At 69.8% G+C, this 20575-nt stretch carries 15 protein-coding genes; 9 read left to right on the top strand and 6 right to left on the bottom strand.

Annotated elements, in window-relative coordinates:
• Nucleotides 1-4 precede the first annotated feature (4 nt).
• The 3 genes from AAFN86_RS11715 to AAFN86_RS11705 form a co-directional block, all read right to left on the bottom strand.
• A complete protein-coding gene (locus AAFN86_RS11715; protein ID WP_347543503.1) occupies nt 5-3118 on the bottom strand; it encodes an efflux RND transporter permease subunit in 3114 nt (1037 codons plus the stop codon).
• 4 nt (nt 3119-3122) lie between these two features.
• Complete coding sequence (locus AAFN86_RS11710) at nt 3123-3833, bottom strand: HlyD family efflux transporter periplasmic adaptor subunit (protein WP_347543502.1); 711 nt, start codon at nt 3831-3833, stop codon at nt 3123-3125.
• A 159-nt stretch (nt 3834-3992) separates the two neighbouring features.
• The gene (locus AAFN86_RS11705; protein WP_347543501.1) at nt 3993-4817 is read right to left on the bottom strand and encodes a hypothetical protein; all 825 of its coding nucleotides are present in this window, start codon (nt 4815-4817) and stop codon (nt 3993-3995) included.
• Between the two features lie 716 nt (nt 4818-5533).
• Between AAFN86_RS11705 and AAFN86_RS11700 the strand changes: the two genes are divergently transcribed.
• From AAFN86_RS11700 to AAFN86_RS11690, 3 genes are all read left to right on the top strand, one after another.
• Complete coding sequence (locus AAFN86_RS11700; protein ID WP_347543500.1) at nt 5534-6367, top strand: ABC transporter permease; 834 nt, start codon at nt 5534-5536, stop codon at nt 6365-6367.
• A gap of 4 nt (nt 6368-6371) precedes the next feature.
• Nucleotides 6372-7109 (top strand): ABC transporter ATP-binding protein, encoded by a 738-nt coding sequence (locus tag AAFN86_RS11695; protein WP_347543499.1) that lies wholly within the window; start codon nt 6372-6374, stop codon nt 7107-7109.
• A 139-nt stretch (nt 7110-7248) separates the two neighbouring features.
• Nucleotides 7249-8721: a class I SAM-dependent methyltransferase gene (locus AAFN86_RS11690; RefSeq protein ID WP_347543498.1), complete on the top strand. Its 1473-nt coding sequence runs from the start codon at nt 7249-7251 to the stop codon at nt 8719-8721.
• Nucleotides 8722-8939: 218 nt separating this feature from the next.
• Here AAFN86_RS11690 and AAFN86_RS11685 read toward each other — a convergent pair whose 3' ends face one another.
• From AAFN86_RS11685 to AAFN86_RS11675, 3 genes are all read right to left on the bottom strand, one after another.
• Nucleotides 8940-10037, bottom strand: coding sequence for a glycosyltransferase (locus AAFN86_RS11685; RefSeq protein WP_347543497.1), 1098 nt, complete (start codon nt 10035-10037; stop codon nt 8940-8942).
• Nucleotides 10038-10102: 65 nt separating this feature from the next.
• A complete protein-coding gene (locus tag AAFN86_RS11680; protein ID WP_347543496.1) occupies nt 10103-13102 on the bottom strand; it encodes a glycosyltransferase family 1 protein in 3000 nt (999 codons plus the stop codon).
• 124 nt (nt 13103-13226) lie between these two features.
• On the bottom strand, nt 13227-14273 hold the full coding sequence (locus AAFN86_RS11675; RefSeq protein WP_347543495.1) for a hypothetical protein: 1047 nt from the start codon (nt 14271-14273) through the stop codon (nt 13227-13229).
• 131 nt (nt 14274-14404) lie between these two features.
• Between AAFN86_RS11675 and AAFN86_RS11670 the strand changes: the two genes are divergently transcribed.
• The 6 genes from AAFN86_RS11670 to AAFN86_RS11645 all read left to right on the top strand — a co-directional run.
• On the top strand, nt 14405-15403 hold the full coding sequence (locus tag AAFN86_RS11670) for a glycosyltransferase family 2 protein (RefSeq protein ID WP_347543494.1): 999 nt from the start codon (nt 14405-14407) through the stop codon (nt 15401-15403).
• A 428-nt stretch (nt 15404-15831) separates the two neighbouring features.
• On the top strand, nt 15832-16887 hold the full coding sequence (gene gmd, locus AAFN86_RS11665) for a GDP-mannose 4,6-dehydratase (protein ID WP_347543493.1): 1056 nt from the start codon (nt 15832-15834) through the stop codon (nt 16885-16887).
• On the top strand, nt 16880-17845 hold the full coding sequence (locus AAFN86_RS11660; protein ID WP_347543492.1) for a GDP-L-fucose synthase: 966 nt from the start codon (nt 16880-16882) through the stop codon (nt 17843-17845). The genes gmd and AAFN86_RS11660 overlap by 8 nt, the downstream gene beginning before the upstream one ends.
• 11 nt (nt 17846-17856) lie before the next feature.
• A complete protein-coding gene (locus AAFN86_RS11655; protein ID WP_347543491.1) occupies nt 17857-19467 on the top strand; it encodes a glycosyltransferase in 1611 nt (536 codons plus the stop codon).
• On the top strand, nt 19464-20375 hold the full coding sequence (locus AAFN86_RS11650; protein WP_347543490.1) for a glycosyltransferase: 912 nt from the start codon (nt 19464-19466) through the stop codon (nt 20373-20375). The genes AAFN86_RS11655 and AAFN86_RS11650 overlap by 4 nt, the downstream gene beginning before the upstream one ends.
• Before the next feature lie 68 nt (nt 20376-20443).
• Nucleotides 20444-20575 (top strand): NAD-dependent epimerase/dehydratase family protein (locus tag AAFN86_RS11645; protein WP_347543736.1); only part of this gene is annotated, 132 nt, incomplete at its 3' end.

The following is a 20575-nucleotide window of genomic DNA, read 5'->3' as shown; positions in this document are numbered from 1 at the left end:
ATGGTCAATAGGCTTCTGCGAGGCGTGTCTCGGCCTGGTGCGCGCGCAGGCGTTCCAGCGCCGGGCGGCCGAAGCGGTGGAACAGCAGCGGCGTCAGGAAGGTGTCGAGCAGGGTTGCGGTGACGAGCCCGCCGAAGATCGTGATGGCGACGGGATGCAGGATCTCCTTGCCCGGCTCGGTGGCGCCGATCATCAGCGGCACCAGCGCGAAGCCCGCGGACAGCGCCGTCATCAGCACGGGGGTCAGGCGTTCCAGGCTGCCGCGCATGACGAGGCCGAGGCCCCAGGGCTCCCCTTCCAGCAGCGCCAGGTTCAGGTAGTGGCTGACCTTGAGGATGCCGTTGCGCGTCGCGATCCCGGCCAGCGTGATGAAGCCGATCATCGAGGCGACGGACAACGGCTGCCCCGCGATCCACAGCGCGGCGATGGCGCCGACGAGCGCGACCGGCACATTGCCCATGATGATCACGGCGAGCACCGCCGACCGGTAGCGCGCATAGAGCACGAGGAAGATCATCGACAGCGAGACGAGCGAGAGGCCTGCGATCAGCCGCGACGCCTCCTCCTGCGCCTGGAAGGTGCCTTCCAGCGCGAGGAAGGTGCCGGGCGGCAGGTCGGTCGCCGTCATCTCCGACCGCACGCGGGCAACGATCGCCGCCATGTCCGAGCCATCGGTGTTGGCCAGCACGACGATCCGCCGGCGGCCGTTCTCCCGCTGGATCTGGTTGGGGCCATCGGTGTCGCGAAGCTCCGCCAGCAGGGACAGCGGGACGCGCCCGGCCGGCGTCTCGATGGTCACGGCGGCGAGGCCAGCGCCGGTGCGGTCCGTATCGGCCAGGCGCAGCATCACCTCGAAACGGCGGGAGCGGTCTACGACCTCGCTCACCACCTGCCCACCGGACAGGCCGCGCAGGACTTCCGCCACATGCGCCACGGAGACGCCGTAGAGCGCCGCCCGGTCATGGTCCACGACCACCTGCAGCTGCGGCACGCGCACCTGGCGTTCCACCTGCAGGTCGGTCAGGCCGGGAATGGCGGCAAGGCGCGCGCGCATCCGTTCGGCGAGCGCGCGCAGCGTGTCGAGGTCGTCGCCATAGATCTTCAGCGCGAGTTCCGCCCGCACGCCCGACAGCATGTGGTCGAGCCGGTGCCCGATCGGCTGGCCGACATTGGCGCTGCCCGGCAGCAGGCCGAGGCGCGCGCGGATATCGGCCGCCACCGTCTGCTTGCCGCGCGCGGAAGGGCCGAGGGAGACGTCGATCTCGGCGGAATGGACGCCCTCGGCGTGCTCGTCCAGCTCGGCGCGGCCGGTGCGCCGGCCGACCGTGCGGACCTCCGGCACCTGGAGGATCAGGGTCTCCGCGGCACGGCCGAGGCGATCCGCCTCCGCGAGGCTGATGCCGGGCTGGAACTGCAGGCTGATGGTCAGCGTGCCCTCGTTGAAGGGCGGCAGGAAGGCGCGCGGCAGGAAGGGCACCGTCGCCACCGCGCCGACCACGGCGATGCCGGCCAGCAGATAAACGAGCCGCGCCCGCGCGAAGGCCCAGAGCAGCGCCCGCTCGTTCCACGCCTTCAGCCGGCGCACGAGCCAGCTGTCGCCATGCTCCATCCGCTTCATCCGCGGCAGCAGCCAGTAGCAGAGCACCGGCGTGACGGTGATCGCGACCAGCAGCGAGGCGAGGATCGAGACGATGTAGGCGACGCCGAGCGGGGCAAACAGCCGGCCCTCGATGCCCGAGAGCGCGAAGAGGGGCACGAAGACCAGCACCACGATCATCGTCGCGTAGACGATGCCGGAACGCACCTCCTGGCTCGCCCGCGCGATGACCAGCAGCACCGGCTGCGGGTCAGGGCGCTGGCGGTTCTCGCGCAGGCGGCGATAGACGTTCTCCACATCCACCACCGCGTCGTCGACCAGTTCGCCGATCGCGATGGCGAGGCCGCCAAGCGTCATGGTGTTGATCGACAGTCCGAGCAGCTGGAAGACCACGACGGTCACCAGGACCGAGAGCGGGATGGCGGTCAGCGAGATGATCGTGGTCCGCCCGTTCAGCAGGAACAGGAACAGCACCGCCGCCACCACGGCGACGGCCTCCAGCAGCACGCGCTCGACGTTGCGGATGGAGGCCTGGATGAAGTCGGCCTGGCGGAACTGGACATGGTCGGCGGTCACGCCCGCCGGCATCGACCGCTGGAGCGCGGCGAGCGCTGCCTCGACCTCGCGCGTCAGGCGGACGGTGTCCGCCGCCGGCTGCTTCTGGATGGAGAGGATCACGGCGGGGCGGCCCATGCTGCCGGCCTCGCCGCGCTTCAGGCGTGCCGCGTAGTCCACCGTCGCGACCTGGCGCAGCAGGATGGGCTGGCCGGCACGCCACGCCACGGGGACATTCGCCAGGTCCTCGAGCCGCGTCGTCCGGCCGAGGTTGCGGATCATGTATTCGCGGCCCGCCTGGTCCACGAAGCCGCCGCCGGTGTTGGTGCCGAATTGCCGCAGCGCCTGGACGAGCTGGTCCTGCGTCACGTCCAGCGCGTTCATGCGGACGAGGTCGGGCGTCACGCGATACTGGCGGACCTCGCCGCCGATGGGGATGACCTGGGACACGCCGGGGATCGTCAGCAGTCGCGGGCGCACGACCCAGTCCGCCAGCTCGCGCAGCTCCATGGGGCTGGCGCGGCCGTCGGAGGACATCGCCACCAGCATGATCTCCCCCATGATGGAGGAGACCGGCGCCATCTGCGGCTGCACGCCGGCAGGCAATTGCGCCCGCACGAGGGAAAGCCGCTCGGCCACCTGCTGGCGGTTGATCCAAATGTCGGTCCCCCACTCGAACTCGACATAGACGATGGACAGGCCGACGCCCGAGACGGAGCGCACCCGCGCCACGCCTGGCATGCCGTTCATCGCCGTCTCGATCGGGAAGGTGACGAGAAGCTCGACCTCCTCCGGTGCCAGGCCCTCCGCTTCCGTCATCAGCGTGACGACGGGGCGGTTGAGGTCGGGGAAGACATCGACCGGCAGGCGCTGCAGCGTGAGGACGCCATAGACCGTCAGCGCCACGGCCGCCGCGAGCACGAAGAGCCTGTTCCGCAGGCTCGCGGTGACGATCAGGTTGAACACGGGGTCAGCGCACCTGGGCGACGAGGCCCGCGGCCTCCGTCACCACGCGCATGCCCGGCTCGAGCCCGGCGGTGACCAGCACGCGGCGGCCATCGAGCGGCTGCACCCGCACGGGGCGCGGCACGAAGCGTTCCGCGCCCGGCATCTCGAAGACGATGGGCGGGCCTTCGGCGCTGCGCACCACGGCCTCGGCGGGCAACACGATCCCGGCCAGGCGCCGGGGGGTCTGCACCGAGACGGTCACCGGCTGGCCGACGACGAGGCCGGCGGGCACGTCCTCGATGCGGAACTGCAGCGGCAGGGCCTGTTGCCGCAGCGCCAGGCCGCGGCCGACGAAGGCGAGGCGGAGGGGCTGGCCGCCGACCGTGACGGCCGCGGCGCCGGTGATGTCCGCGACGGCTGCGGGGTCGAAGGCGATCGCCTCCACCCAGAGGCGCGCAGGGTCGACGATGTCGAAAAGCGGCTCACGTGCATCGACCACCTGGCCCGCCGCGACACGGACCACGCTGACCACCCCGGAGGCGGGTGCCAGGATCGGTTCCCGCCCAACCACGGCCGGCAGGTTCGCGGCGCGGCGCTGACGGAGGCCTTCGAGTTCCGCCCGCGCGTCGCTGATCTCCCGCGCCGCGACCGTACCGGCGAGCGCCGTCAGGCGGCGGACGCGGGCTTCGGTGATGACGATCTGCGCCTCGATGTCGGCGATGCTGGCGCGCACGCCGGCGCGGTCCTGGGCGGCGATGACAGGCACGGCGTAGGCGAGGAGTTGCCCGCGCTCGACCCGCTGGCCGATGACGGGGAAGCCGTCCTCGGGGGCTTCGATCCGGCTCGCCTCGGCGGCTTGGACGCGGCCGGAGGCGTTGGGATCGGCGATGATCTAGCCGACGAGTTGCAGGGAAACCGACGCGTCGCTCCGCTCCACCGCCATGGCGCGCAGGCCGAGGAGGTGCTGCGTCGGCTTGGGGACGAAGACGCTGCCATCCGGCTGGCGGCGTGGCGCATCGATCGGCTGTGCCTGAGCCAGCGCCGGCAGCAGCAGCAGCAGGGCCAGTGCCGTCGACCGTGCCACCGCGCGTTCCGGTCGCAGGGGGCGGACGATGTCGTCGCTCGTGGGCAAGGGGATAGGGGCGGCGTGCGGCGGCAGCAGTCTCGGCGCGGCGAAGCGGCCGATCGTGACACCGAGGAGGAGAAGCAGGAGGCCAGCGGCCCAGGCGAGCGGCTGTTGCATGAGTTCGCGCCAGTCCGTTGCGGCCGAGGCATTGCCGCCGGCCGTCACCGGGGCGGGCACTTCCAGCGTTGCCGGCAGCAGGTCCATCTCGTTCCCAGCCGTCACGGTGAACAGCAGGTTGCGGCTTCCTGGCTGCGCGAGTGCCGGATGGGTGGCGAGGTGGGTGTAGGAACCGGTCGTCGCGACCTCCGCCGAGTTCCCGTCCACGGTAACGGTGATGGTCGCACCGGGCACGGGCTCGGCCGTCGGGTAGCGATCCAGGTGAACGCGAAGGCGTCCGTCTGGCTCGAGGACCGCAACGATCTCAAAGAGGTCAGAGTGGGTCTCCGCGCGCGGAGCCGCTGCCGCAGGTGGCGGCGGGGCTGCGCCGTGGTCGTGGCCCTCATGCGCGGTGGCCGGCGCGAACTGGCCGGCAACGAACGCGAAGGTCAGCGAAGCAAGAAGAATCGTCAGTATGCTGAATGGGCGACCCACCCGTTTCTCTCCTCGACGCAAAAAAGAGATTTGCCGGTCGCGAACGTCCCGTGGGTTTCCTGATCATGACAAAACATTGCAGCCAGGCTGCGGCGGCTCGCTGCTCTCGGGCCGAGCGATATTTCAGACAGATCCCGCCGCGCTGATGCCGCTTCAAGCGAGCAGGACCTGCTCGCAAGGTCACCGTGCTTCGGTGGAGTGGGCGACATGGGCCGGGTCGGGACGCATGGGTGAGCCGAGGTCGATGTAAGAAAGCGCGCCGGCGTCTTGGGGCATCGGGCTACCCGGTGAGCAGCAAATCAAGACGCTTGCGTATCCCCGATTGGAACCGGCAATCGCGGCTCAAGGGTTCTCAGCGGCGCCCAATGGCTGTTCGGTATGCAGGGGTGCCGCTCCTCCAGACCACCCCGCCAGCGGCCAGCGGGCCCCTGGACCACAGGCTTCTGGCGCCCCGCACCGCGGTCCGGTCGCCGCCCCAAGCGGAACCATCGGGCCGGGTACCCGAAATCCTGCCCCACGGCCGACCAGACCGCTCCTACCTAGCCCTGCCGCCCAGCGCCAATTCAAGGTGTCCAGAGGCCCTTAGGCCTCTGGTGGGGTGAGGTCCGGAGAGGGGCAAAGCCCCTTTCCGGTCCCCCCTTGTCGCCACGACCGATCATTGCCTTTCCGCCGCCCGCCCTTCCGGTGCGGTCAGCCAGGGTGTAGAGCCCGCGCCCATGCATGCCACCGTCACCCCCGTCCATGGCTTCGACGCCGCGAATCCGCGGCGGCGGGAGCTCGCGCTCGAGGATCTGGAAGGCGGCCTCGCCCGCTGGCGGCTCGCCTGGGCGCTGGCGCGCGGGGACATCACCCATCGCTATCGCGGTTCCATCCTCGGCCCGCTGTGGCTGACGCTGTCCACCGCGGTGATGCTGGGCGCGCTGGGCTTCCTGTATGCCAAGCTGTTCCGCATCGACATGACCGACTACCTGCCCTGGCTCACGGTCAGCCTGATCGTGTGGAACACGCTGAACCAGACGGTCACCGACGCCAGCGGCTGCCTGACCGGGGCAGAGGGCATCATCCGCCAGATGCCCCTGCCCTATTCGGTCCATGCGCTGCGCGTGGTGATGCGCAACGCCATAATCGCAGCGCACAATCTGCCGCTGATCGCGGTGATCTTCTTCATCTTCGGCGTGGCGCCGCACTGGACGATGGTGCTCGCGGTGCCGGGCTTCGTGCTCCTGGCGATCGGCGGCTTCGCGGCCTCGATCTTCCTGGGCATGGTCTGCGCCCGCTTCCGCGACATCCCGCCGATCATCGGCTCGCTGATGCAGGTGGCGTTCTTCGTCTCGGCGGTGATCTGGAAACCCAGCCAGGTCGGGTATTGGGAACCCTATCTGCCCATCAATCCGATCTTCGCGGTGATGGAAACGGTACGGGCGCCGATCATGGGCGACACCGGCAGCCTGGTGCTGTGGTTCGCGGCCATCGCCTGGACCGCGATCCTGGTCGCGGTCTCCTGGGCCTTCTTCGTCCGCTTCCGCGGGCGCATCGCCTTCTGGGTTTGATCGCATGGCCGGCATCGACGCGGCGGGGCTCGCCATCGAGTTCCCGCTTTATCACCACAATGCGCGGTCGCTGAAGCAGCGCATCCTCGCCTCCTCCGGCCTGCGGCTGAAGAAGGACGAGGACAACCGCATCGTCGTCGCGGCGCTTCGCGACCTGGCCTTCACCATCGGCAAGGGTGAGCGCGTCGCCCTGGTGGGGCCCAACGGCGCGGGCAAGACCACCCTGCTGCGCACCATCGCCGGGGTCTATGAACCCGTTGCCGGCCGGCTGCGCGTGGAAGGGGAGATCGGTTCGCTGATCGACCCGGCCGCCGGCATGGACCAGTTGCTGACCGGACGGGAGAACGTCGTCCTCCGCGCCCTGTTCCGCGGCATGACCGAGGCGCAGGGCCGCGCCTTGGCCGAGGACGTGGCCGGCTTCGCGGGCCTGGGCGACTTTCTCGACGTGCCGATCCGCGGCTATTCCGCCGGCATGAATGTCCGCCTGGCCTTCGCCATGGCCACGGCCATGACGCCCGACATCCTGCTGATGGACGAATGGTTCCTCGCCGGCGATGCGGACTTCATGAAGAAGGCCGAGGAACGGCTGACGCACCTGGTCAGCGGGGCGGAGATCCTGATGATCGCGACGCACGACATGGGCATCGTGCGCAAATGGTGCACCCGCGCGATCCGGCTGGAGGGTGGCCGCATCACCGCCGATGGCCCGGTCAAGGACGTGCTGGCGGCCGCGGGGCTGTAGGGCGTCCTTCGGGGCGAAGGGCGCCGCCGGCCACCGCGTCCTGCAAGGATCTCGTGACTCGGCTGTTACGCTGCGTTACGCCTGGTTCATGAGGGATGCATCTTCACGCGCGACCCCCTCCCCGCCAGCGGCATGCCCCATGGCGGATCGCGACTCCGACCTTCAATGCCCGCGCTGCGGGGCGGCGCTGGAGGCGCTGACCTGCACGGGCTGCGGCGCTGCCTACTCCCGCGTGCTCGGCGTGCCCTTCATCGGCGATTTCGAGGCCGCCGACGCGCTCGGCCTGATCGAGATCGTCGCCAATGCGCCGAACCGCGCCAGCCTCGTCATCGCCGCCGGCGTGGTCGAGCAGATCGACGCGCTGTGCGCGGGCTTCCATGCAGCCGGGGACAAGGATGCCTTCCGCGCGACCCACGCTGAAGCCCAGGCGCCGTGGTTCAGCCATCGCTACGCCGAATGGCAAGCGGTCGAGACGCTGCTCACGGGGATCGACCTCACCGGCAAGGATGTCCTCGATATCGGCGCCGGGCAGGGCTTCGACGCGTGGCGCCTCGCCCTGCGTGGCGCCCGCGTGACGGCGCTGGAGTTCAGCCCGGTCGTCGCCGAGGCGGGGTCGACGGGCTTCCCCTCGCTGCGCTGGGTCGGTGGCTTCGGCCACGCGCTTCCGTTCCGCGCCGCCGCCTTCGATCACGTCTTCGTCAATGCGGCGCTGCACCATATGCGCGACATCCCGGCGACGATCGCCGAGGCGCTGCGCGTGCTGCGCCCGGGCGGAACCCTGATCACCACTGGCGACCCGTTCCGTGCCGATGGCGCGGACCAGTCGCTCGAGTTCGACATCTTCGACCGGCATGAAGCGGTGCTGCTCGGCATCAATGAGCAGATCCCGCGCGCCGGCGACTTCCTGGCGACGCTGGAAGCCCATCGCGCCATCCTCGCGCCGGAACTGTTCACCCAGGTTCTGTATGGCGGCCGCTCGGGCGATGACCCCGCACTGACGGACTGGACGGCGTGGGATTTCGATGCCGACGCGGCACTGCTGAAGGCGCGGTCCGGCACGCTGGCGATGCGCGTGCGGCTGTTGGCCGCCTGGCTGGAGGACCGCGCCATGCAGCGCGACGGCGTCCTGTCACCGGCCACCTTCGCCGGCTGGCTCGACGATCCGGTGAAGGCGGTGGCCGAATTGGCGCGTATCGTCCCGCGCGCGCTGCTCGACACACCGTTCCCCGGCCCACCGGCGAAATTCGACCTGATCAATGGCTGGCGCGTGAAGCAATCCACCGCAAGGACGCGCACCGCGCATCGCCGCGCCCGTCTGTTCCGCACGCGCGGCGCAGCACGCGTGCTGCTCTTCCAGATGCGCAGCAGCATCCCAGCCGCGATCACTTTGCGCGTCAACGCGCGGCCGGTGGGCAGGGCCACGATCGGCCCGGTCTGGACGCTGGTGGAGGCGAATGTCGACGCGGTGCCGGCGGGCGAGCCCTTCCTCCTCGAATTCCAGCGGGAAGGCGAGCCGGCCGATTTCGACTCGGGCGACTTCCAGGTCCGGCTGCCCGGCCTCCTCGCTCGCCTCACTCACCGGATCCGGACCTCACCGGGCCCCAGGCGGTAAGCCACCCATCGGTCATACCAACGGCACGAGTCATTGACTCGTGCCGAGGCCGCGAGGGCGGCCCGCCGGTCGTCCGGCGAAAGCCAAGCAAATCGGAGGTTTGCGCATCACGCCATGGGCGTGCCTTCGGCACGACGCGTCCGAGGGCAGGCCGAAGCCGATACCAACGGTCGAAGAATTCGGCCGTTGGTATCAGACCACGTCCGGGTCAATGCCCTCTACGCCGTCGGCGGTTCCAGCACCGCGAGCAGTTGCCCCGCCATCGCATCCCAGTCGTTGAGGCGACGCCCCGTCTCGCATGCGCCCTCGGCGAGCGCGGCGCGCCGGGTGGGGTCGCACAGCATCGCCATCGCCTCGGCGAAGGCTTCGGCCGTCACTGCCTTCGCCAGCACGCCATCCACGCCGTCGCGCAGCTGCTCGGTCAGCCCGCCGACCGGCGTGGCCACCACCGGCACCCCGAAGCCATGGGCGATCGGGGCGACGCCGCTCTGACTCGCCTCCCGATACGGCAACACCACGACATCGGCCTCGGCGATCAGCCGCGCCAGTTCCGGCTCCGCCAGCCAGGCCGCGCGTACCTCGACACCGGGCAGCGCCGACAGGCCGGGCGCGAGCGCCTCGGCATCGCCCTCCCCGGCCACCAGCAGCCGGGCGGTGGGGAAGCGCGGCTGGAACAGCCGCCAGGCGTCGCGCAACAGGTCGAGGCCCTTGTAGGCGCGCAGCCGCCCAGGATTGACGAAGCGCAGCCCCGACCCCGCAGGACGCGCCGCGGTGTCCGGCGCCCCGGACAGGGCAGCACCCAGCGTCATCCGGTGCACGGGCAATCCCGGGCGGCGCCGATGGATCCCCGCAGCGACGTTGTCGGAAAAGGCGATCGCCGATTCCGCCGCATCCAATTCCCGCGTCAGCCGCCATTCCCACAGCAGGCCGGCGTCGCCCGGATGCGGATCCGCGTCATGTACCATGGGCACGAAGCGCAATCCGGCCTGCTTCAGCCCTGGCGCGACCAGCGGCGTCCACAGATGCGTCATCACCGAGACCACGGCATCGGCCTGGAACGCCCGCGCCTGGCGGCGCAGGCGGCGAGCCAGCGAGGGAACGCGCAGGAAACCCGTCGCGAACCCCGCCGCCGACCGATAGGTATCCACCACATCGACCGGCAGGCCGAGGCTGCGGACCTCCTCGATCAGGTCGGATTGCGCCGACAGGGACAGCGCCACCGCGACATCGCTGCGCCGCGCCAATGCCGAGGCGAGGGCAAGCGTCTGCTGCCCGCCGGCGCCGCGGCGCCCCCAGTACCACAGCAGCAGCCGCACCGCTCACGCCCCCCTTGGAACGGAGGGCGGCCAGCAGGCACGGCCGCCAGGGGGCGTCGGCCGGGTCACCCGCGGTGGCGCAGCCCGCTGCCGCGCAGCAGGCGGACGACAAGGCCGCGAAGCCGCCAGAAGGGGCTCTTCTTCATGGCTTCGATCTCGGCCAGTGCCCGGAGCAATTCGCCCGAAGGCATCGCCGGAGCCGCGGGACCGCCACCGCCGCCGGTGCTCGCCAGCGCCTCCATGGCAAGGTCGGGCCGCCGCTGCAGCCAGTCCTGGATGGCCGCCTGATAGGTGCGGAACTCGCGCCAGCCATTCCCCGGCACCGCCCGCTTGTCGGCGGCCAGGTCATCGATGGTGGCACGGAAGGCCGCCAGCGCGTCGCGTGCCTGACCCGCCGTGGTGAACCGCGCCGCCTGGGCAATGCCCGCCGCCGCGCGGATGGCGCGGGTGGCGGGGTCCGACAGGGATGTGATGGCGTCGGCCACCGCCCCCGCATCGTCGGGGTCGACGAAGATTGCCGCATCGCCGCCGACCTCGATCAGCGAGGAATTGGCGCAGGTGATGACAGGACAGCCGCAGGCCATGGCTTCCAGCACCGGCATGCCGAAGCCTTCGTAGCGGGACGGATAAACCAGCGCCTGCGCACCGGCATAGAGCAGCCGCAGCGCCGCATCATCGACCTTGACCCGCCGCATCGGCACGGAAGGCGCCGCGGCACGGTAGGCGGGCTCGATATCGGCCAGCCCGCCGACGCAGACGATCTCGAAGACCTGACCGCGCTTGGCCGCGATCTCGGCGGCGCGGAAGGCGAGGATGCCGTTCTTGTAGCCGCCGGCCCCGCTGCGGTCGCCGACCATCAGCAGGTATGGCCGGGTGAGGTTCAACTCGGTGCGGGCGGCCGCCAGTTCCGCCTCGGACGCCGGCGTGAAGATGGGCGGCAGGCCGCAATAGGTGAGGGCGACCTTCTCCTCCGCGACCTCGGGGAACAGGCGCGCGAGGTCGCGCGCCGAGGAGCGCGAGATCATCGCATGGCCCGCGGCGTGGCGGATGGCCCGCGCCTTCTCCTGCCAGCCCTCATCGGTCAGGTCGAGGCCGGTGACCTCGGGGATCATGTCGTAGCCGAAGAAGAAGGAGGGCGTCGTCGTCGGCGTCGAGTAATAGGTCGAGACGAACAGGTCGGCGCCGAGATCGCGGCACACGCGTTCGAGATACAGGCTGTCGGCGCCGCAGCGACCATAATCATGCGCGCCGATGGTATGGTAGTGGACGCCCGGGATGCGCGGCGCTGAACCGGCGCGATCGAGCACGACGAAGTGATCCGTCAGGCCATCCTTGACCCACTCCTCGAGCATGCTTTGCCAGACGCGGCCGATGCCGGAAGAGAGATACTGCCAGTAGACGCCATCGACGACGATGCGCGGGCTGGCGGGCAGCGGGCCGCGATCCTTGACGCCGGTCGGCGCGGTGAAGCTCCAGCCGCCGGCCGCATCGCGCCGCGCAATCGGTTCCACGCGATGCGCCTCCGCGTCGTCGAACATCGTCCGGTCGGTCACCCAGCCGAAATAGTCGGCCAGCAGCCCCGAACCCTTGTGCGTGAGAAGTTCGCGCCAGCGCGCCGTCGCACCGGCATAGCCGTAGTAGGATTCCTTGAAGCCGAGCTGGGCTTCGGTGACGTAGGCGAAGTGCTGGAAGACGGCGCCATGGGCTTCCGTCTCATCGTGCATGAAGGGCGACAGGGTGGCGATGTTCACCGGCTCGCCGCCCTCGGCGCGCGGGCGCACCAGTGTGGGTGGCTCATGCGCCGCCCAATGGTCGCCGGGTTCGAAACGCCAGGTGCGCAGCCAATCCTGCCCGGGATTCTGCGCGTAGTTGTAGCGCGTGCTGATCAACTGGCGGGGGCCGACGAAGTACCAGCACCAGTAGTAGGCGGCGCCGCGCTCGGGGGCCGCGATGAACAGGCGGCGCATCTCGACGACCTGGTCAACCGTCCACAGCTCATCGGCATCCATCTGCCAGAGCAGGCAGCCTTCCTGGATGTCGGGCAGGGGCGCGTTCACCATCTCCTTCTTGCCATCCCAGAAGACGCCGGGCGGCTTGCGGTGGATGGTCACCTGGCCGGGGAAGCGGCGCGCCAGGTCATCCAGGTATTCGCTGGTGCCGTCGTTGCTGCGGCCGTCGCGGTGGATGTCGTCGGCGACATGGCCGCCGCTTGCGGTGGACCAGGCGGTGTCGTGGCGCAGCGCCGCCACGCCCTCGACCACGTGCCAGTGCCAGCGGAAGGGCAGCTTCGCCAGCATCGTTTCATGATAGCGGATGAAGGGTTCGCCGTTCAGAACGATGGTGAAGAAGTGGACCGGCAGGTCCTCGGCGCGCGGCAGGCGGCGGAAGGCGGAGAAGCCGTTGCGCAGCTCCTGGTCGTCGGCAATCACCTCATAGTCCGGATGGGCGAGCAGGATCTGGCGGGCACGGAAGCATTTGAAGGTGTTGGTATCGTCGAGCAGGATGAGCCTGGCGCCGATCACCTTGGCCAGCTCGACCTCCCCGGTGAACTCCGACCCGTCGATCAGCACCATGTCGAAGGCATCGATGCCGTGCTCGGCCTTGATGCGTTCGACCGCGCCGGCATCGACGCCGGCGTCGCGCACATAGGCGATGTCCTGCGCCAGCCAGCGCAGAACTTCCGGCAGCGGAAACTTGGCGAGGCCCGACGCCTCGGTGTTGTAGAAGTCGGTGACCTGCTGCTCGGTGGGGAATTCCTCCGGCGCAACCGAGGACATGTTGTAGCACTGCACGAAGGGCCGGTCGGCATAGGTCTGGCGCAGCACCTCGAAGCGCGGCTTCGACACCTCGATGCAGAATAGCCTGGGGCTGCCCTTGTTCTGCGACAGCCCGGCGACGAAGGCCTCGGTGCTGCCACCGCCGGCGGACGAGCCGATCTCGAGGACGTGGCGCAGCTTCTCGGTGGCCGCGAGCTCGCGGATCAACGTGTAGAATGCGTCGTCCTTGATCTCGGGCGGGATGATCCGATCGAGGTCGGAGGTCGCCGCCGGCGTGGCTTCGGTCATCGGGGACTCCGGAGTTGCATGGCACCGGGGCGCGTGCACGGCGCGCACCTCTGGACCGTCAATGAAGCAGGGGCGCTAGATCACGTATTGCAGTGCGTCAAGCCAGACAGCCGCAAGGCCCCGTTCAGCCGCCCGGCGGAGGGAAGCGGAAGGTCCCGAGATAGAGGTCGGGCCGGTTTTCGTTGCACGGGGCATCGAACGCGGTCGGAAACAGGCCGGTTTCATCCTCGAACGCATAGGCATCGCGCCGGGCGAAGGTCAGCTCGAGCACTCGCGGAAACGCGATGCCGCCCAGCAGGACAACGCCACCCCAGTTGTTGGCGTGGACATGGACCATGGCGTGGCTGCGATGCAGATGCGTGAGGGCCTGTTCGGCCGCGGCGAACCAGTCATCCTCGGCAATGCGTTCGAACCAATGGAATTCGACGACGATCTGCCGGAACCGGCCGAGCGGAGCGGCGGTCTCGCCGGCGCCAAGGGCAGCCCATTCCGCCGATTCGGCATCGAGCTTGAGCAGCAGGTCGCCTGTTTGCGGCAGCCCGGACAGCGAGATCAGCGACCGCAGCGACCGCAGGTTGTTCACATCCTCGGCAGCGATGCCGAGCGGCTGCCAGGCCAAGCCGGGCCCTGCGAAGGGCGGGGCGGTGATGGTATGGTCGTATTGAGCCACGGGGATGCCCCGGCCGACCAGGTCGCGGTCCCAGCCATCGTCGTTGCCGATCCCGATCGACAACGCCCCGGCGATCCCGGCCCAGTCGTCGAGCATGACGTAGCCGCCGTCATGGGCAGGCCCGACGCGGCATTTGGCCAAGCCGGGCACGCGCTGCGGAACGATCAGCGCAGCCAGCGACCGCAAACGGCGGCCGCTCTCGGGTGTCGCCAGCGCCTCGAAGGCAGCCGCACCCTGCCCGCCCGTCGCGAGCTGTTCCTGCAGCATCGTCGCCGAGCGGACGAATTCCTGCTGCACGGTCCGGACCAGGGCCTTGTGGGCGGCCTCGACCCGGGCGTCGATCCGGTCGACCTCGCGGCCCATGGTGCTGCCCATGATGGAGACAGCCCGTTCGAGGGCTTCGAGGCGGTCCGCCTGCAGGCGGCCGAACGTCACGGCCTGCTGCCCGTTCAGCCGCAGTTCCCCCAGGATCGCCTTCAGCCGCGCCAACGGATTGAACATGCCCGCCCTGTCCCCAACGAAGCGTTCAGTAGCAGGAATACGCTCCTTCGCCGCAGGACAGGCCATGCAAGGCGATGCGATGCAAGCCCCGGCCCGCACAAATTCGGCTTGGAAAGGGCGAGGGAGCGTCTATGAACCGCCCCCGGCCCGCCATCGCGGGCGAGGTTGCCAAGGGCCCGATGACCATGAACGAGGACAGCATGCCGGCGGCGGGAGCGGGCGGCCAGCCGCTGGTCAGCGTCATCACCGTCTGCCGCAACGCCGCGGCAACGCTCGAGTCCTGCCTCGCCAGCGTCGCCTCCCAGAGTTGCCAGCGGGTCGAGCATATCGTCATAGACGGCGCCTCGACCGACGACACCGCGGCGATCCTGGAACGCCACCGCACCGGCCTGGCGGTTGTCGTCTCGGAACCGGATCGTGGGCTCTACGACGCCATGAACAAGGGCCTGGCGCGGGCCAGCGGCCAATTCGTCATCTTCCTCAATGCCGATGACGTCTTCGCCGGCCCCGACGCGCTGCGCGACGCGATGCGCGAGATCGCCAGGCGGCCCGATGGCGATGTCTACTACGGTGCCCTGGATGTCACGATGGATGGCCACCGCCATCGCCATGTCCCGCCACCGCCGGACCAGGCCGCGCAGGAGATGGTGCTCGGCTGCCTGCCCCACCAGGCGACCCTGGCGCGCCGCGCGGTGTTCGCGCGCACCGGCCCATTCGACCTGCGCTGGCGGCGGCACGCCGACTACGATTGGTGGCTCAAGGTGCTGGCCGATCCGGCCATCCGACTGCGCCAGATCGACACGGTCGTGGCCTGCTTCGCGCTGGGTGGCGCCTCCTCCGACCTCGCCAAGGGCCAGCCGGAGGTGTTCGCCATCCAGAACGCCTCGCCGCTCTACAGCAATGCGGAATGGGACCGGCGGCGGATCGACATGTTCCAGAAGGCCTGGCTCGCCGCCCGGCTGGAAAGCGCCAGCCTGCGCGAGGCGGCACGGGCGGGGGGCGGCGCCACGGCGCCCGCCCTGCCAGGCCTGTCGTGGAAGGCGCGCCTGGCCGCGGTGCTTCCGGCGCCGTTGGTAAGGGCGATCCGCGACGCGAAGCGCCGCCTGGCCGGCCCCGGGCCGGGCGACTGATCCCAGGGACCGAAGGCTCCTGTCCGACCCGGGGCGCCGGCACGGGCTTCCATGCGCCCGGCCTCCGCGCCGCGCGAAGTCGCGCCGGCGCCAGCGGCAGGGTGGGGCGCGGTGGCGCCACGCGATCCCGGCCCGATGCGGGGCGTGGGCGGACACGCGTCCGGCCAGGGCACACGCCGCCGTTGCGGGCAATCCGGACCGGTGACCGTCGCCCGGCCCTTTCGGAGCGCCGCCTTGGCTGCTAGAGCGTTCCGCCAATGCGGAAATGCACCGACCCGCATCCCATCCGGCCATCCAGCGTCCGACGTCGTGATGGTTGGCCTTGGGGCGTCCGGGTCGGCGCCGTTCCATTGCCACAGGCCTCAGACAGTCGGCCGCCCGGCCGCCGCCCATCGTCGCGCGGGCCACCCGACCACGGAAGGATCAGGATGTCGGATCGTCGCAAGGTCGCCCTCGTCACCGGCATCACCGGGCAGGACGGCTCCTATCTCGCGGAACTGCTGCTCGCGAAGGGATATGAGGTGCACGGCATCAAGCGCCGCTCCTCCTCCTTCAACACCGGCCGCGTCGATCACCTGTACCACGACCGCCACGTGCCGGGCGCGAGCTTCAAGTTGCATTACGGCGACCTGACGGACGCCACCAACCTGATCCGCGTGATGTCGCAGGTGCAGCCGACCGAGATCTACAACCTCGGCGCCCAGTCCCACGTCGCCGTATCCTTCGAGACGCCGGAATACACCGCCAATTCCGACGCGCTCGGCACGCTGCGGCTGCTGGAGGCCATCCGCATCCTCGGCATGGAGAAGACCACGCGCTTCTACCAGGCCTCGACCAGCGAACTGTACGGCAAGGTCCAGGCCGTGCCGCAGGACGAGACGACGCCCTTCTACCCACGCAGCCCCTACGCCGCCGCCAAGCTGTATGGCTACTGGATCGTGGTGAACTACCGCGAGGCCTATGGCCTGCACGCCTCGAACGGCGTGTTGTTCAATCACGAAAGCCCCCGCCGCGGCGAAACATTCGTCACCCGCAAGATCACCCGCGCGGTGGCCGCGATCAGCCTCGGCAGGCAGGAAGCGCTCTGGCTCGGCAATCTGGATGCGCAGCGCGACTGGGGCCATGCGCGCGACTATGTCGAGGGCATGTGGCGCATCGTCCAGCACGACACGCCGGACGACTATGTGCTCGCGACCGGCGAGACCTACACGGTCCGCCACTTCTGCGACCTGTCCTTCTCCGAGGTCGGCATCGCGCTTGAATGGCGCGGCGAAGGCGTCAACGAGGTCGGCGTCTGCAAGGCGACAGGGCGTGAGCTCGTGCGCGTCGATCCCGCCTATTTCCGCCCCACCGAGGTCGACCTGCTGATCGGCAGCGCGGCCAAGGCGAAGCGCGTGCTCGGCTGGTCGCACACCGTGAAGCTGCCGGAACTGGCCGCCGAGATGGTCGCCGCCGACGTCGCGGAACTGAAGTCCAATGGCTGACGCGCCACTGGCCGAGATCTTCCCGCTGCGCGGCAAGCGAATCTACGTCGCCGGCCATCGCGGCATGGTGGGCTCGGCCTGCGCGCGGCAATTGGCGGCGGAAGGGGCGGAGGTCATCACCTCCGACCGCGCGACGGTCGATCTGCGCCGGCAGGACCAGGTCGAGGCCTTCATGGCCAAGGCGAAGCCGGATGCCATGGTCGTCGCCGCGGCCAAGGTCGGCGGCATCCTCGCCAACGACACCTATCCGGCTGAGTTCCTCTACGAAAACCTGATGATCGAGGCGAACCTCATCGAGGCGGCGCACCGCAGCGACGTGAACCGGGCGCTGTTCCTCGGATCCTCCTGCATCTATCCGCGTGAGGCGCCGAATCCGATCAACGAGGACGCGCTGCTGACCGGCCCGCTCGAGAAGACCAATGAGTGGTACGCCATCGCCAAGATCGCCGGCATCAAGCTGTGCCAGGCCTATCGCCGGCAGTACGGGCGCGACTACATCTCGGCCATGCCGTGCAACCTGTACGGCCCGGGGGACTACTTCCACCCCACGCGCAGCCACGTCATTCCCGCGCTGCTGCAGCGGTTTCATGACGCGGCGCAGAACAAGGTGCCGACCGTCACCTGCTGGGGAAGTGGGACGCCGCGGCGCGAATTCATGCATGTGACGGATGTGGCGGAAGCCTGTTCCTTCCTGCTGCGCCACTATTCGGGCGAAAGCCATCTGAACATCGGCACCGGCACCGACTTCACCATCCGCGAACTGGCCGAGACGATCGCCCGCGTCACCGGTTTCAAGGGCGAGATCGCCTGGGACACCACCAAGCCCGACGGGACCATGCTGAAGCGCATGGATGTCTCGCGCATCGGCACGCTGGGCTGGCAGGCGCGGATCGGGTTCGCCGAGGGGCTGGAAGCGACCTATCGCTGGTTCCTCGAGCAGCCCGCGCTGCGCACCTGACAGGCGCGCGGATGCGCGTCGCCTTCTTCGGCCTCGGCTACCATGCGAAGACCGGGTCGAGCCGCTTCCTGCTCGACCTCCTCGAACGCCACGCGACCGTAGATGCCTTCTTCGCCGAGGCCGATGCCGCCGCGGTGCGCCGCGCCGCACCCGGCTTCGATGAAAGCGCCTACGACGCCATCGTGATCTGGCAGTTGCACGAAGCCTTCGCGCTGCTGTCCGGCCGGCATCCCAACGTCACCTTCGCGCCGATGTATGACGCGATGTGGCGCGGCGGCGCCTTCACGTGGAAGCCATCCTTCAGCGCGGCGAAGATCCTGTGCTTCTCCTGGGCGCTGGCAGCCGAGGTGATGTGCCGTGCCCCGGTCCATACCCGCGTTCAGTATTTCCCCGACCCGTCGGCCGCGCCGCCGGTGACGGATTTCGACACGCTACGCGGCGTCCTGTGGTACCGCCGCCGCGACATCCCGCCCGAGGCGGCCTTCGCGCTGACGGCGGGCACGCCTTTCGCGTCGCTGGCCATCCACGATGCCCCCGACCCAGGCCATGAGGCACCCTTCCCTGACACCGCGCCGGCGCATATCGGCCGCTTGATCCGCACCACATGGTCGGCGGATGGCGCGGCATTCGCGGATGTCTTGTCGGACGCGAACGTGTTCTTCGCCCCCCGGCCGCTGGAAGGGATCGGTATGGCGTTCCTCGAGGCCATGGCACGCGGCCTGTGCGTCGTGTCCCCGGACGCGCCGACGATGAACGAATACATCTCCCACGGCACCAACGGCCTGCTGCATGCGCCGGGCAACCGCGCACCGCTCGGCTTCGCGCATGCGCGCGCAATCGGCGCGCGGGCACGCGACAGCATCGTGCGCGGCCGCGCCCGGTGGGAGGCCGGCATTCCCGCGCTGCTCGACTTCCTCACCACGCCAAAAGCCACGATCGCCGGGCGGGGTGCGAGCATCGTGAGCCCGCCCGCACCGCCCGATGGCTGGCAACTCCTCGATGGTGAGGGCGTCGACCACGATGCCGCCGCCCTGCACCGCGCCATCACCGAAGCGCCGCCGGAGGCGCAAGTCATCCGCGGCCACCACGTCGCCCGCGATCTGCAAGGCCGCGAGACGCTGCACCGCATCGGCGATTTCGAGGCTGCCTGGGCGCGCCTGTTGGCCGGCGATGTCGGGCCTAAGGGTCCGCGCGGCCTTGGCGTGCCGGAAGCGACGCTGATCCGCGACAGCCTGCTGCATCGCCTGGACGCCGCGGCACCGCAGACCGCGCAGCAATTGGTGGCGCTGCTGCTGCGGGCGGGCGTCGCGGGTGCCGCGATCCACGACGTGGAAGATGTCCTGGCCTGCCGCAACCTTCCCGAGGATTGGCCGGCGCAGCGCCGCGCCTGGTACCAACTGGTTGCCGCCGAGGCGGGAGCGGCGGCGGCCGCGCGCGCCCTGGCGGCGCTGGACGACAGCGCCGCGGCGGCCGAGGCCGCCCATGGCGACGCCCGGCCGGCGCGGCTGGCGATCCGCCTGATCGCGCTGTGCGACCGGCTCTCACCGGCACTCGGCCGGACGGCGGAATCCTTCATCCTCGGCGGTGGGCTGCGACGCCTGCGCGGGCTGGTCCGGCGATGACAGCGCCGCGCTTTTCCATCGTCACGCCGTGCCTGAACCGCGCCACAACGATCGGCGCGGCGATCGACAGCGTGCTGGCGCAGGGCCATCCCTCCTTCGAGCACATCATCGTCGATGGAGGATCGACCGACGGCACCGCCGAGGTGCTGGCCCGCTACCCGCACCTGACAGTGATCCGGGAAGCCGACCGCAATCTCTACGACGCCATCAACAAGGGGCTGCGAAGCGTGCATGGCGAGATCGTCGGCCTGCTGAACAGCGACGACCTGTTCGCCCCCGGCGCCTTCGCCGCGGCCGAGGCGGGTTTCACCGACCCGGCGGTCGAGATGGTGCTCGGCGCCGCAGAGTTCTTCTCCGAGCAGGACGGGCGGGAGGTGGTGCAGCAGCTCCTCACCGGTGCCGCCAACGACCTGGCCGAGGCCAATGTCATCGGTGGCATCACCACCATGAACGCAGCCTTCTACCACCGCACCCTGATCGAGCGCGTCGGCCCCTTCGACGACCGCTTCCCGCTTTCGGCCGACAAGGATTTCTGGCTGCGCCTGGTGCTGCTGGCGCCGCGCCTGGCCAGGACCGAGGCGACGATCATCCGCTACCGGTCGCATGCCGGGTCGTTGACCTTCGCCGCCGGCGACCTGCGGGAGAAGCTGTCACGCCACAACCTGGCGACGGCGCGGACCCGGTTGCCGGAAACGCCGCCCGGTTCCGCCGCACGGGCAGCGTATCGCCGCTGGCATGGCTGGGCGACCGGCTACCGCATGCTGGTGCAGGCCCGGCAGGGGGCGCTGGGACCGGCACTGGCGACAATGCGGGCGGGCTTCGCAGCCGACATGGCCTGGCTGGCGCGGTTCCTGGCTGTTCTGCCAGGGCATTGGCGGGGCCGCGCGACGCGGCGCGGGGCCGTCTAGATGCTGCCGTTTTCCTTCGGTACATCCGCGATGACAATGATGTCCCCGAGGGACGGATCGAATCCCGCATGACCCTTCTGATCACTGGTGGCCTGGGCTTCATTGGCTCGGCGGTGCTGCGGCGGCTGTTGTCGACCACGGATGAGGTGGTGGTGAACGTCGACCGCATGACCTATGCGGCGAGCCCCGAGAGCCTGGGC

The sequence above is a fragment of the Roseomonas sp. CAU 1739 genome (assembly GCF_039839775.1).
Classification (GTDB): Bacteria; Pseudomonadota; Alphaproteobacteria; order Acetobacterales; family Acetobacteraceae; genus Neoroseomonas.
Note: the sequence above shows the minus strand (reverse complement) of the source record. Positions and strands in the feature narration are given on the sequence as shown.

What these genes read in the sequence shown, in the direction of transcription:
- AAFN86_RS11650 (WP_347543490.1), top strand. Translation starts at nt 19,464, where the DNA reads ATGACAGCGCCGCGCTTTTCCATCGTCACGCCGTGCCTGAACCGCGCC.
- AAFN86_RS11655 (WP_347543491.1), top strand. Translation starts at nt 17,857, where the DNA reads ATGCGCGTCGCCTTCTTCGGCCTCGGCTACCATGCGAAGACCGGGTCG.
- gmd (WP_347543493.1), top strand. Translation starts at nt 15,832, where the DNA reads ATGTCGGATCGTCGCAAGGTCGCCCTCGTCACCGGCATCACCGGGCAG.
- AAFN86_RS11700 (WP_347543500.1), top strand. Translation starts at nt 5,534, where the DNA reads ATGCATGCCACCGTCACCCCCGTCCATGGCTTCGACGCCGCGAATCCG.
- AAFN86_RS11695 (WP_347543499.1), top strand. Translation starts at nt 6,372, where the DNA reads ATGGCCGGCATCGACGCGGCGGGGCTCGCCATCGAGTTCCCGCTTTAT.
- AAFN86_RS11670 (WP_347543494.1), top strand. Translation starts at nt 14,405, where the DNA reads ATGAACCGCCCCCGGCCCGCCATCGCGGGCGAGGTTGCCAAGGGCCCG.
- AAFN86_RS11690 (WP_347543498.1), top strand. Translation starts at nt 7,249, where the DNA reads ATGGCGGATCGCGACTCCGACCTTCAATGCCCGCGCTGCGGGGCGGCG.
- AAFN86_RS11680 (WP_347543496.1), bottom strand. Translation starts at nt 13,102, where the DNA reads ATGACCGAAGCCACGCCGGCGGCGACCTCCGACCTCGATCGGATCATC.
- AAFN86_RS11675 (WP_347543495.1), bottom strand. Translation starts at nt 14,273, where the DNA reads ATGTTCAATCCGTTGGCGCGGCTGAAGGCGATCCTGGGGGAACTGCGG.
- AAFN86_RS11660 (WP_347543492.1), top strand. Translation starts at nt 16,880, where the DNA reads ATGGCTGACGCGCCACTGGCCGAGATCTTCCCGCTGCGCGGCAAGCGA.